Below are 12,544 nucleotides of genomic sequence, written 5' to 3'. Positions count from 1 at the left end.
CGACGACCGGCCCCACCCGTGTGGGGGACCCCGGCGGGCGGAGACCAGCACGATCCGGGACCCGGCCGGACCAGTCGCGTCACCTGGTCGTGTCTGGTTTCGAAACCTTGAACAACAGTAGGTAATCTTCCTTAACGGGAAGCGGGGAGCCGCTTCGACCACCGGCTGCCGGAGGGCTTCGTTGATCAAGCTCATGTTCGCGGACGACGAGGAACTGGTTCGTTCGGGCCTGCGCGCCATGATGTCCGGGGCCTCGGACATCGAGATCGTGGGCGAGGCGAGCGACGGCAGATCCGCGGTGGAGGTGGCGCGGCGCTACCACCCCGACGTGGCGTTGCTCGACATCAAGATGCGCGCGCCCGACGACGGGATCCGCGCGCTGCGGGCCATCCTCGCGCTGCCGGACCCGCCGATGGTCGCGATGCTGACGACGTTCGACATCGACGAGTACGTGAGCCTCGCGCTGCGGCTCGGCGCCAACGGCTTCCTGCTGAAGGACATCGACCCGTCGGCTCTCCTGCGTGCCATCCGTGACCTGGCCAAAGGCGGCGCCGTGCTCGACCCGGGCGTGGCGGCGCGCATGGTTCAGTCCCATCGCGACGAGCAGCGGGCCGCGCAGCCGGCGCGCAAGCTCCTCGCGAGCCTGTCCGAACGGGAACGTGAGGTCGTCGCGCTGATCGGCCAGGGGCTGTCGAACGCCGAGATCGGCGGGCGGCTGCACCTGTCGGAGGCCACGGTGAAGGGGTACGTGTCCGCGGTGCTCTCCAAGATCGGCGCCGCCAACCGTGTGCAGGCCGCGCTGCTGGCCTACCGCGGCGGGCTGCTCGACCAGTAGCCGATGGTGCTCACCGCGCTCGAGCTGCTCGGGCTGGTGGCGTTCGCGGCGTCCGGGGCGCTGGCCGCCGTGCGGGCGCGCCTCGACGTGTTCGGCGTGATCGTCGTCGGCCTCACGACGGCGCTGGGTGGCGGCATCATCCGCGACGTCCTGCTCGGCATCCACCCGCCGACGACGTTGCGGAACTGGCCGTACCTGGCCGTCTGCGCGGCCACGGCGCTCGTCGTGTTCGCGTTCCACCCCCAGGTCGCGCGGCTGAGACGCGCGGTGCTGCTCGCCGACGCGCTGGGCCTGGGCGTGTTCGCGACGGCCGGCACGACGATCGCGCTCAACGCCGGCGCCACCGCCTACGCCGCGTGCTTGATCGGCATGACCAGCGGCATCGGCGGCGGCGCACTGCGTGACCTGCTGCTGCGCGAGATCCCGCTCGTCCTCCGCAAGGAGATCTACGCCGTCGCCGCGCTCGCCGGGGCGGTGCTGGTCGCGATCGGTCACGCTCTGCCACTGCCGTCGAGTGCGGTCACGGTCGTCGCGGCGGCCGTGGTGGTAACGATTCGGCTGGTGGCTCTGTGGCGGCACTGGAACGCGCCCGTGGCCCGGCCTGGTGATACCGACTCTTTGTGAGTTCTGCGTGTGTTCTTAGGCGGGTCTCAGCACTCTGCGTAAGACTGACGTCATGCGCATCCTTGTGGTGGACGACGATCGAGCCGTCCGTGAGTCGCTCAGGCGGTCCCTGGAGTTCAACGGGTACACCGTCGAGCTCGCCAGCGACGGTGCGCAGGCCCTGGAGACGATCATCGCGAACCGGCCGGACGCGATGGTGCTGGACGTGATGATGCCGCGCCTCGACGGGCTCGAGGTGGCCCGCCGGCTGCGCAGCACCGGCGACGACCTGCCCATCCTCGTGCTGACCGCGCGCGACACCGTCTCGGACCGGGTCTCCGGCCTCGACGCCGGCGCCGACGACTACCTGCCCAAACCGTTCGCCCTGGAAGAACTGCTCGCCCGCCTGCGCGCGCTGCTGCGCCGCGCCGTGCCGGACACGCAGCAGGGCGAGACGAGCGAGGTGCTGTCGTTCGCCGACCTCACGCTGGACCCCGGCACTCGCGAGGTCCGCCGCGGCGGCCGCGAGATCAGCCTCACCCGTACCGAGTTCGCGCTGCTCGAGTTGTTCCTCTCGTACCCCAAGCACGTGCTGACCCGCGGAAGGATTCTGGAGGAAGTATGGGGTTACGACTTCCCGACGTCGGGCAACGCGCTGGAGGTCTACGTCGGTTATTTGCGTCGCAAGACGGAAGCCGGCAACGAACCGAGGCTGATCCACACGGTGCGGGGAGTGGGCTACGTCCTGCGCGAAACCCCGCCGTGACCGACGCCCCCACGAGCACCGCGGTTCCGACCGTCGACGTCACCGACCCGCGCGGCGACCGCTGGGGCACGCGCCGCTTCTCGCTGCGCGGCCGCGTGACGCTGCTGGCCGCCGCCTGCGTGGCCGGTGCCGTGGCGCTCGTGTCGCTGGGCGCGTACATGATCGTGTCCAGCAACCTCTACCAGCAGCTCGACGACAACCTGCTCGCGCGCGCCCAGGCGGCCGTGAACTCGCCGCCGGTGCAGACGCAGCTCGAACAGGTGCCCGGCGCGTTCCTGGCGAGCGCCGACCTGCAGATCGGCCAGCTCAACGCGTACAGCAACAAGCTGATCTACCCGCAGGCCGGCTCGCCGCCGCCGTACGGGCCGTTGGAGCTCGCGGTGGCCACGGGGGAGTCGCCGCGGTCGCTGCGCACCGACGTGGCCACGGACACGCGCGTGGTCGCGCTGCCGTCCGGGCACGGCGAGGCCATGGTGCTCGCGCAGTCGATGGAGCCGACCAAGCGCACGCTCAACGAGCTGGCCGTCGTCCTCTTCCTCGTGGGCGGCGCCGGGATCGTGGTCGCCGCGGGGGCCGGCACGGCCGTCGCGCGCACTGGGCTGCGGCCGGTCGATCGCCTGACGTCGGCCGCCGAGCGCGTCGCCGCCACCGGCGACCTGCGGCCGATCCCCGTGAGCGGTGACGACGAGCTCGCCCGCCTCACCCAGAGCTTCAACACGATGCTCGGCACGGTCGCCGACTCCCAGGAGCGGCAACGCCAGCTCGTCGCCGACGCCGGCCACGAGCTGCGCACGCCGCTGACTTCCTTGCGCACCAACCTGGAGCTGCTGCTCTCGGCCAGCCGGCCGGGCGCCCGCTCGCTGCCGGAGGAGGATCGCGCCGACATCGAGGCCGACATCCGCGGGCAGCTCGACGAGCTCACCCAGCTCATCGGCGACCTCGTGGAGCTCGCCCGTCAGGACGAGCCGCGCGAGCAGACCGAACGCGTCGAGCTGGTCGAGGTCGTCGAGCGCGCGCTCGACCGCGCCCGCCGCCGCGCCGGGGACATCGAGTTCGAAGTGGACCTGCAGCCGTGGGTCCTCACCGGCGACAACAGCTCGCTCGAACGGGCCGTGCTCAACCTGCTGGACAACGCCGTCAAGTTCTCGCCGTCCGGTTCGCGCGTGCGGGTGACGCTGCGGCCCCTCGGCGACGGCACGGCCGTGGTCGAGGTCGCCGACTCCGGCCCGGGCATCGCCGACGAGGACCTGCCCAAGGTGTTCGACCGCTTCTACCGTTCGTCGGAAGCCCGTACGCTGCCGGGTTCCGGCCTCGGCCTGTCGATCGTGAAGCAGGCGGCCGAGCGCCACGGCGGCGCGGTCTACGCCATGCACGCCCCGGAAGGTGGTGCGCTCCTCACGATCCGGCTGCCGGGCGCCCCCGGCTGACTCCTCGCCCGTCCGGGGGACGCCCCGGGTGGCACGTCCCACGCACTGCATGTTTGATCGTGTAGGATTTTGTGTGGTTGATGGTTCGTGCTTGAGGAGTGGTGGTGCTCGCACGTCAGCGACAGGCGGTGATCCTCGAGGAGGCCCGCCGGACCGGTGCGGTCCGGGTCAGTGACCTCGTCGCACGCCTCGGCGTGTCCGACATGACGGTGCGCCGCGACCTCGACGTGCTCGCCGGCCGCGGCCTGGTCGAGAAGGTCTACGGCGGCGCGACGTCGGTGGTCGGCAAGAGCACCGACGAGCCCGGCTTCGAGGCGAAGTCCGTGCGCCAGCGCGCGCAGAAGGAAGCCATCGCCGAGCTCGCCGCCGGCCTGGTGAAGCCCGGCACCGCGATCGGCTTGTCCGCCGGCACCACCACGTGGACGCTGGCCCGCGCGCTCGACCCCATCCCGGGGCTGACCATCGTGACCAACTCCATCCAGGTCGCCGACGTGCTGCGCGCGTCCACGCAACCCGACCGCACGGTCGTGCTCACCGGTGGCGTGCGCACGCCGTCGGACGCGCTCGTCGGCCCGGTCGCCGTGCACAGCCTGCGTTCCCTGCACCTGGACCTCGTTTTCCTCGGCGTGCACGGCATGGCCGAGGGCGCCGGTTTCACCACCCCGAACCTCACCGAGAGCGAGACCGACCGCGCGCTCGTGGAGGCCGGCCGGCGGCTGGTGGTGCTCGCCGACCACACGAAGTGGGGCACCGTCGGCATCTCCACGATCGCCGACCTCGAAGAGGCCCACGTGGTGGTGACCGACGACGGACTTCCCGACTCGGCGAGGGAGAGCCTCACCGAGCGGGTCGGAGAACTGATGATCGCCGAAACGGCGGAGAACCTCGAGGCAGAAGACGCGTGAAACGCACCTTGCGACACCTGGCGGACGGCCGGGAGATCATCTACTTCGACCACGACGGCGAGCACGAGCGCACCGCCGAGGACACCCGCGACCTCCCGCCGGTGGCCGCCGCGTCGGAAATCCGCCTCGACCCGCTGACCCGAGAGTGGGTCGCCATGGCCGCGCACCGGCAGACGCGCACGTACAAGCCGCCGGCCGACCTGTGCCCGCTCGACCCTTCGGGACCCGGGCGCCCGACCGAGATCCCGGAACCGGACTACGACGTGGTCGTGTTCGAGAACCGCTTCCCCTCGTTCTCCCAGAACGCGCACGGCGATCCGTCCACTGTGGACGAGCTCGGTCTCGTGCCGACCGCGCCGGGCCGCGCGCGCTGCGAGGTCGTGTGTTTCTCCAGCGACCACGGCGGCTCGTTCTCGCAGCTGAGCCCCGAACGCGTGCGCCTGGTCGTGGACGCGTGGGCCGACCGCACAATCGCACTGGGTGAGACTCCGGGCATCGAACAGGTCTACCCGTTCGAGAACCGCGGCGAAGAGATCGGCGTGACGCTCTCGCACCCCCATGGCCAGATCTACGGCTACCCCTTCGTCACGCCCAAAACCGAGCGGATGCTCGACGTCGCGCGCGCGTACCGCGAAGAGCACGGCCGCCCGGTGATGGGCGACGTGCTGGCGACGGAGCAGAAATCCGGCTCGCGCGTGCTGGTGGAGGGCGAGCACTGGACGGCGTTCGTGCCGCCGGCCGCGCGCTGGCCGGTGCATATCCAGGTCGTGCCGCACCGTCAGGTGCCCGACATCCCCGCGCTCACCGACGCCGAGCGCGACGACTTCGCCCGCGTCTACCTCGACGTGCTGCGCCGCTGCGACGCGCTCTACGACCGCCCGTTGCCCTACATCGCCGCGTGGCACCAGGCACCCGTGCGCCGCGACCGCGACCTTGCGTGGCTGCACCTCGAGCTGTTCTCCGTGTTGCGGGCCAAGGACAAGCTCAAGTACCTCGCGGGGTCCGAGTCCGGCATGGCCGTGTGGATCAACGACGCGACGCCCGAGCAGATCGCCGAGCGCCTTCGCGCGGCGGGCTGAGTACCGGGCGCGGCATACTCATCTCCGAAACACAGGTTCGGCTCAGGAACCTCTCAGGCCCGGCCGCTTAGGTGAGGACATGACCGAGAACGACCCCCACGCGCACGACTCCGCGGCGGGTCGCCAGAACCCGGGTGCCCAGCCGGGCACCGAGGGTCAGGCGGCCTGGAGTCAGCCCACCGCCCCCGGCGCGTCGCCCGCGCCTGCGCCCGCCTCCGGCGAGCAGCCCACGTACGGCGAGCAGGCGCAGCAGCAGAACCCCGGGTACGCCACGGCGAACCCGTGGTCCGCGCAGGGTGCGCAGACCGGTCCGATGGGCTACAACAACCCGTACCCGCCCACCGGTGGGACGACGCAGCAGCAGTACGCCGCTCCGGGCACGTACAGCGTTCCGCCGGCCCCCGCGCCGAAGAAGTCCGGCCCGGGCAAGCTGCTGGCGGGCGTCGCCGCGATCGCGCTCGTCATCGGCGGCGTCGCGGGCGGCACCGTCGGTTACCTCACGGGCGGCTCGTCCGGTCCGTCGGTCAACGCGCTCGACCAGCCGAAGCCCGCGCAGCAGACGGGCAACGCGCCGTCCGGCTCCATCGAGTCCGTCGCGCAGAAGCTGTCGCCGAGCGTCGTCGAGCTGCAGGTCTCCGGCCGCACGGCCGCGGGCGAGGGCTCCGGGTTCGTGCTCAGCACCGACGGCTACATCCTCACCAACAACCACGTGGTCGAGGTCGCCGCCAACGGCGGCCAGATCCAGGCCGTGTTCCAGGACGGCAAGAAGGCCGCCGCGAGCGTCGTCGGGCGCGACCCGACGACCGACATCGCCGTGGTGAAGGTCAACAACGTCAGCGGCCTGACCCCGGTCGAGCTCGGCCGGTCCGACGACCTGCGCGTCGGCCAGCCGGTGGTCGCCATCGGCTCGCCGTTCGAGCTCAGCGGCACGGTCACCTCCGGCATCGTCAGCTCCCTGCACCGGCCGGTGCAGGCCGGCGGCGACGAGACCGACCAGACCACGGTCATGGACGCCATCCAGACCGACGCGGCGATCAACCCCGGCAACTCCGGCGGCCCGCTCGCGAACATGAACGGCCAGGTCATCGGCATCAACTCCGCCATCTACAGCCCGAACAGCGGCCAGGGCGGCGCGTCGCAGGGCGGCAACGTCGGCATCGGTTTCGCCATCCCGATCGACCAGGCGCGCCGCACGGCCAACGACATCATCAAGACCGGCCACGCCACGCAGACGTTCATCGGCGCCAAGGTCGCCGACGCCCCGCAGGGCGGCGCCCAGCTCGGCGACATCACGCCGGGCAGCCCCGCCGAGAAGGCGGGCCTGAAGGCGGGCGACATCGTCACGAAGATCGACGACCGCACCATCGACAGCGCCGACACGCTCATCGCGGCCGTCCGCACCCGCGCCCCCGACGAGAAGGCGACCTTCACCCTCTCCGACGGCCGCACCGTCCAGGTGACCCTCGGCGGCCAGCCCGTACCGGCAAACTGATCGCTCGGCCGCCGGGCGCGGCCGAGACCAACCACGGCTCGACCCCCTGGGCAGGGGCCGGACCCTTGAAGGCCACGCGCGACCGGGCACTCGATGCCGGTCGCGCGTGGCCGTCTCCGTTGCCGGGGCCTTCGACAGCCCACGGACGCACGGCCTTGCGGCGGTCGCTGCCGGGCCAAGCGCGCGGCGGAGTTCCGCGAACTGGTGCTGGGTCGTCGCGGGCCGATGCGCCGGCGGCTCGAAGAATTCTTGGCCGGCAAGCTCGGCCGGCACCCTCGTCGGTCACCTCGAGCGGCACGGCAGCACCCGACTCCCAGCGTTCCAAGCGTGGCCGGGGCTTTCAAAAGCCTTGGGCCGACGGCCTCGGGACGGTAGCCGGTCGCTGCCGGACCGGCGCGCGGTCCGGAGCTCTGCAGCCCGATGCGCTCGGCTTGAAGAACCCTTGGCCGGCAAGCTCGGCCGGCACCCTCGTCGGTCACCTCGAGCGGCATGGCTGTACCCGACTCCCAGCGTTCCAAGCGTGGCCGGGGCTTTCAAAGCCCTGGGCGGACGGCCTCGCGGCGGTAGCCGGTCGCTGCCGGACCGGCGCGCGGTCCGGCAGCTCCGCAGCCCGATGCGCTCGGCTTGAAGAACCCTTGGCCGGCAAGCTTGGCTGGCACCTTCGTCGGTCACGGTGAGCGGCATGGCTGCACTCGGCTCGCTGCGCTCCAGGCGTGGCTGTCTGCGTTGGCGGGGCTTTCAGAGGCCTCGGGCCGTCGGCGTCGCTGCGGTTGCCGGTCGCTGCCGGACCGGCGCGCGATCCTAGGTCGTTGTGGGCGATGCGCCTGCGGCTCAAGAAACCTTCGGCCGGCAAGCTTGGCCGGCCTCTTCGTCGGTCGCCGCGAGCGGCAGGGCTGCACCCGGCTCGCGGCGCTCCAAGCGTGGCTGGCCGCGTTGCCGGGGTTTCAAAGCCTCGGGCCGGCGGCCTCGCTGAGGTTGCCGGTCGCTGCCGGACCCGCGCGAGGTCGTGGGGCTTCGCGGCCTGATGTGCTTGGCGGCTTGAAGAACCCTTGGCCGGCAAGCTCGATACGGTCATCCGGTCGCCGCGAGCGGCAGGGCTGCACCCGGCTTGCAGCGCTCCAAGCGGGGGCGCGTTGGCGGGGCTTTCAGAGGCCTCGGGCCAGCGGCCTCGCTGAGGTTGCCGGCCGCTGCCGGACCGGCGCGCGGGCCCGGGGCTTCGCGGCCCGCTGCGTTCGGCGGCTCGAAGAACCCTTGGCCGGCCAAGCCGGCGTGGTTATCCGGTCACCGCGAGCGGTACGGCCGCGCTCGGCTGCGGGCGCTCCACGCGCGGCCGAACGCGTTGTCCGGAAGATTCCTCAGCGAATTCCAACACTGTGACCAGGCTCTTTGCCCGGTAAGGAAAATTCGTGGGTTATCGACGTTTGGCCCGCGCACCTCGTGGGCACCTCACGCCCCACGGAGACCTCTCCGTACCGAGTCGGAGGCGGTACGGAGAGGTCTCCGGCGTCTTCCCGGCCTACTGGGCGGCAGCGCTCTTCGTCGCGGGGCGGCGCGGCTTGCGGTGCGCGAGCACCGTGCGGGCCGCGCCGGTGAGGATCACGACGGCCCACACCACGGCCAGCGTCAGCAGCAGGCCCGCCCACGTGTTGCCGTCGTGCAGGCCCGGCTTGGGGATGACGCCGTAGGTGCGCCACAGCAACGGGAACGCGATGAACCCGAGCACAGCCGTCAGCACCGCGCCCACCTGCACGGGCGCCCGCCACGCCGCCGGCAGCACCCGCGAGAGCAGCAGGCCGAGCACGCCGGCCACCGGCGCGAACACGGCGTCGTTGACGATCGGGCCGCCGCCGATCCACAGCACGGTCTTGAAGCTCTCCGGCCACGCGGGTGCCGCGTAGTCGACGAACAGTGACGCGCCGAAGCCCAGCGCCGCCAGGCCTGCCAGTGCGAGCAGGATCCGGATGACCTTCACAGCACCTCCAGCTTTTCGACCCACTTCGTCTGGAGCACGCCCGGACGGCTCGGCGCGATCACCCGGCACGGGTAGCCGTGGTCGACGTCGAGCACCTCACCGTTGAGCTCCAGCGCCAGCAGGGTCAGGTCGTCGGCCGTGTGCTCGCCCGGGAGCGTGCTGGCGCCGTACAGACCGGTCTTGTCGAGCGACGACACCCGCACCTCCGCGCCCGGCTCGGCCCCGACCGCGCGCAGCAGCGTCGGGAACGAGATCCCGCGCCAGCTCGCCATCTGGCTCCAGCCCTCGACGCACGCGATCGGCAGATCCGCGCTCACCTGCGGCAGCGCCCGCAGGTCGGCCAGCGTGAACTGCTTCGTCCCGCCCCGCGTCACCACCGACAGCCGCCAGTTCGGGTCGACCGCCGTCCGCGTCACGCGCGCCGCGACGGCCGTGCGGTTCACCGGCAGCTTCTGCAGGCCCTTGTCGGTCTTCCACGACAGCCCGGAGATGTCCTTCAGCCACGGCACCGTCGCGCCCGCTGTGGACAGCACCGCCACCCCCGTCGCGATCCACGTGGTCCGCAGGAAACCACGGCGGGTGAACCCGTAGACCGGCTTCTTGGCCGGCGGTTGTTCGGCCTGCGCTGCCGGCAGCGTCTCGCGGGTCAACGCCCGCCGCACGATCGGCAGCTTCACCGCCACGTGCACCACCACCGACCCGATCGCCACCCACGCCACCGCGTAGTGCACTTCCGGGAAGTAGAAGTTCCACGGGTAGTTCTGCGCGACGTTCAGCAACCCTGAGCTCAGCTCGAAGAACGCCGACCCCGACAGCACCAGGATCGACACCCGCTCCAGGGCGTGCGGCAACGACTTCACCAACGGCCGCTCAAACAGCTTCGGGAAGACGCTCCACAGCTTCGCCAGCAGCAACGGGATCGCCGCGATACCCGAGATCACGTGCGCGCCCTGCGTCAGCCGGTACAGCCACACCGGACGGCTCGGCCAGAAGAACCACCCCGGCGGGTGCTGGATCAGGTGGCTGAGCAGGCCCGTGACGAAGCAGATGAGGAACGCCAGCCCCAGCAGCGCGCCGATCCGCGCCGTCACGCGTTCGCCGTGCGCGCCGCCCTTGAACTGCTCCTCACGCGGGATCGGCAGCTTCTCGATCCGCTCGTCCACGCGCGCTTTCGCTTGCTCCGCCCGCACTTTCGCGCGCGCCGCTCCCGCCCGCGCTTGCGCGGCCCGCTCACCGAACCGCACCTGTGCCTCGGACACGCGCTCGTCGAAGCGCTTCCATGCCGCGGCGAGCCGGTGCTCCCGCGGCGCCTCGGGCTCTTCGGTGTCCACGGAGCCTTCTGTCCAGATGCCGTCCGGCGAAGTGTCGTCGGTGGGCTTCTCGTCGGTCATGCCCGCTCCAGCCTGGCGAACCAGCGGTGGCCCCGGCTCGTGGTCCAGTCCACGTGGAACCCCGCGCGCATGGCCACTTCCGCGATCGCGTCGGCCCCGACCCACGCCCAGCCGAACCACGGCCCCGACGAACCCGGCAGCAGCCGCACGGCCTCCCGCCGTACGCCCCGCCCCGGCGGCTCCAGCTCCACCAGCACGTCCCCGTCCGGCGCGATCAGCTCGCGCATCCGGTCCAGCAGCACAACCGGGTCACCCCCGATCCCGATGTTCCCGTCGGCCAGCAACGCGTGGTGCCAGCGCCCCTCGCCGGGCAGCGGCTGGAAGACGTCGCGCCGCAACGCCACCGCGCCCCGCTCCTGCGTCAGCCGCACGGCGGTGGGCGAGCTGTCCACTCCCATCGCCACCACACCGCGTTTCGCCAACGCCGCCGTGAGCCGGCCCGGGCCGCAGCCGATGTCGAGTGTCGGGCCGTCGCACGCGTCGAGCAGCACGGTGTCGCCCAGGTCGCAGCCCTCGGTCCAGCGGTCGACGGGCAGGTCGACCCGGTCGCCGTTGGCGAGCTCCAGCCAGCAGTGCTGCCCCAGCAGCCCGCGGTCGAACTCCGTGCCGGTACTCAGTTTCCTCACGCCACTTCCCGTCTCTCGACCGCGCGCACGGCCGCCGCGAACCGCCCGCGGGGCGCCTCCGCGGCCACGCGCACGGCGTCACCCATCGTGTCCACATCGGACAGTTCTGGCAGCGGCCCCGCCGACAGGCCGACCGATGCCAGCGCCCGAACCGTGCGAACGCCCGTGTCCGCTTGCGACATCGGCACGCCCGCCAGCACCTGCGCATGGCGCGGGTCCCTGAGTCCGAGCCCCCACCAGCCGCCGTCTTCGGCCGGCCCCAGCACCGCGTCGTGCATGCGGCGCAGCACGGGCTCGATCGACGAGCCCAGCAGCTCCGGCGACACCTGCGGCGTGTCCATGCCGATCTGCAGCACCGGCAACCCGGCGTGCACCGACGCCGTGTCGGCGTGCGCGTTGGCCAGCCGCGCCCCGAAGTCCCAGCCGCGCTGGGCGATCACCGTCGCCCGCCGCAGCGACCGGCCGATCTCGCTCCCGCGCGCGGCGGAGCCGAGGTCGCCGGTCATCGCGACCACCAGCAGCGCGCCGGGCGTCGCGCACACGGCGTCGAGCGTGTCCAGCAACGCCGCCGCGGCGATCTCCGCGGCCTGCCGCGCCGTTGCGGGCGGGCACAGGCGGGTCTTCGCGAAGCCGGGCACGGGCGCCTTGGCGACCACGAGCACGCAGAACCGGGAGGTCATCGGGCCAGCACCCGCCCGAAGTCGCGCACCGCGCGCAGCGTGCCCCGCACCGACCCGGACACCTTCGACTTCGTGCCCTTCGCGCGCTCCCCGTAGGTCACGTCGAACTCCCGCACCCGCCAGCCCGCACGTTGCGCGCGGATCAGCAGCTCCAGCGGATAACCAAAGGCGCGATCGGTCACGCCCAGCCCCAGCAACGCGTCCCGCCGCACCGCGCGCAGCGGCGCGATGTCCCGCACCGGCAGCCCGCGGCTGCGCAGCAACAGCGAAAGCACCGCATTGCCCGCCCGCGCGTGCCACGGCCACACACCCGCGTGCGTCGGCACCCGGCGCCCCACGGCGAGGTCCGCGCCGCCTTCCACCGCGGCCACCAGGCGCGGCAGGTCACCGAGGTCGAGGGAACCGTCGGCGTCGGCGAAGCACACGATGTCCGCCGTCGCGGCCTCGAGCCCCGTGTGCACGGCCGCGCCGTACCCGCGGCGGGGCTCGTCCACCACCTTCGCGCCGAGCGCGGCCGCCACGTCGGGCGAGCCGTCCGACGAACCGTTGTCCACCACGATCGCGCGGAACCCCGCCGGCAGCGCGGCCAGCACACCGGGCAGCGCGCCCGCCTCGTCGAGACACGGGAGCACGACGTCTACCTGAAGATCGCTCACCAGGCGTACGCTAGGTCCGTAAAGGACGGTCGAGAACCCTTGTGGTGCTTACCGAATCATGACGCGAGCCCACTTCTTACCGAGTTCTCACGGCTGCGTCTTCCAGCCCCGT

General features: G+C 72.0%; 12 protein-coding genes. 7 read left to right on the top strand and 5 right to left on the bottom strand.

From position 1 onward, the window contains the following. Positions 1-181: 181 nt before the first annotated feature. The 7 genes from AB0878_RS35330 to AB0878_RS35300 all read left to right on the top strand — a co-directional run bounded on the left by AB0878_RS35330 (position 182) and on the right by AB0878_RS35300 (position 7,107). Positions 182-835, top strand: coding sequence for a response regulator transcription factor (locus AB0878_RS35330; RefSeq protein WP_366584735.1), 654 nt, complete (start codon positions 182-184; stop codon positions 833-835). A 3-nt stretch (positions 836-838) separates the two neighbouring features. After that, entirely contained in the window at positions 839-1,459 is a 621-nt protein-coding gene (locus AB0878_RS35325; RefSeq protein WP_360593816.1) for a trimeric intracellular cation channel family protein, read from the top strand. 52 nt (positions 1,460-1,511) lie between these two features. Then, on the top strand, positions 1,512-2,204 hold the full coding sequence (locus AB0878_RS35320; RefSeq protein WP_364049308.1) for a response regulator transcription factor: 693 nt from the start codon (positions 1,512-1,514) through the stop codon (positions 2,202-2,204). Then, a complete protein-coding gene (locus AB0878_RS35315) occupies positions 2,201-3,631 on the top strand; it encodes a HAMP domain-containing sensor histidine kinase (RefSeq protein WP_366584732.1) in 1,431 nt (476 codons plus the stop codon). The genes AB0878_RS35320 and AB0878_RS35315 overlap by 4 nt, the downstream gene beginning before the upstream one ends. 104 nt (positions 3,632-3,735) lie before the next feature. After that, positions 3,736-4,536, top strand: coding sequence for a DeoR/GlpR family DNA-binding transcription regulator (locus tag AB0878_RS35310; RefSeq protein ID WP_220244421.1), 801 nt, complete (start codon positions 3,736-3,738; stop codon positions 4,534-4,536). After that, positions 4,533-5,615 carry a galactose-1-phosphate uridylyltransferase gene (gene galT / locus AB0878_RS35305; RefSeq protein ID WP_366584730.1) on the top strand — a complete coding sequence of 361 codons (1,083 nt, stop codon included), beginning with the start codon at positions 4,533-4,535 and terminating at the stop codon, positions 5,613-5,615. The genes AB0878_RS35310 and galT overlap by 4 nt, the downstream gene beginning before the upstream one ends. 79 nt (positions 5,616-5,694) lie before the next feature. Then, positions 5,695-7,107, top strand: coding sequence for a trypsin-like peptidase domain-containing protein (locus tag AB0878_RS35300; protein ID WP_366584728.1), 1,413 nt, complete (start codon positions 5,695-5,697; stop codon positions 7,105-7,107). Positions 7,108-8,623: 1,516 nt separating this feature from the next. Here the strand turns inward: AB0878_RS35300 and AB0878_RS35295 are convergent. From AB0878_RS35295 to AB0878_RS35275, 5 genes are read right to left on the bottom strand one after another with little or no spacing between them, the layout of a single operon-like run. After that, a complete protein-coding gene (locus AB0878_RS35295; RefSeq protein ID WP_366584726.1) occupies positions 8,624-9,079 on the bottom strand; it encodes a hypothetical protein in 456 nt (151 codons plus the stop codon). Further along, positions 9,076-10,470: a molybdopterin-dependent oxidoreductase gene (locus AB0878_RS35290; RefSeq protein ID WP_366584724.1), complete on the bottom strand. Its 1,395-nt coding sequence runs from the start codon at positions 10,468-10,470 to the stop codon at positions 9,076-9,078. The genes AB0878_RS35295 and AB0878_RS35290 overlap by 4 nt, the downstream gene beginning before the upstream one ends. Beyond that, complete coding sequence (locus AB0878_RS35285) at positions 10,467-11,096, bottom strand: class I SAM-dependent methyltransferase (RefSeq protein ID WP_366584722.1); 630 nt, start codon at positions 11,094-11,096, stop codon at positions 10,467-10,469. Before AB0878_RS35285 ends, AB0878_RS35290 begins: the two co-directional genes overlap by 4 nt. Then, the gene (locus AB0878_RS35280; RefSeq protein ID WP_366584720.1) at positions 11,093-11,776 is read right to left on the bottom strand and encodes a DUF2064 domain-containing protein; all 684 of its coding nucleotides are present in this window, start codon (positions 11,774-11,776) and stop codon (positions 11,093-11,095) included. The genes AB0878_RS35285 and AB0878_RS35280 overlap by 4 nt, the downstream gene beginning before the upstream one ends. After that, positions 11,773-12,432, bottom strand: a complete 660-nt coding sequence (locus AB0878_RS35275; protein WP_364182131.1) for a glycosyltransferase family 2 protein — start codon at positions 12,430-12,432, stop codon at positions 11,773-11,775. The genes AB0878_RS35280 and AB0878_RS35275 overlap by 4 nt, the downstream gene beginning before the upstream one ends. Positions 12,433-12,544: the final 112 nt, after the last annotated feature.

This window comes from Amycolatopsis sp. NPDC047767 (genome assembly GCF_040704195.1).
In the GTDB taxonomy this organism is placed as follows: Bacteria; Actinomycetota; Actinomycetes; order Mycobacteriales; family Pseudonocardiaceae; genus Amycolatopsis.
This window is presented reverse-complemented; position numbering and strand designations above follow the sequence as displayed.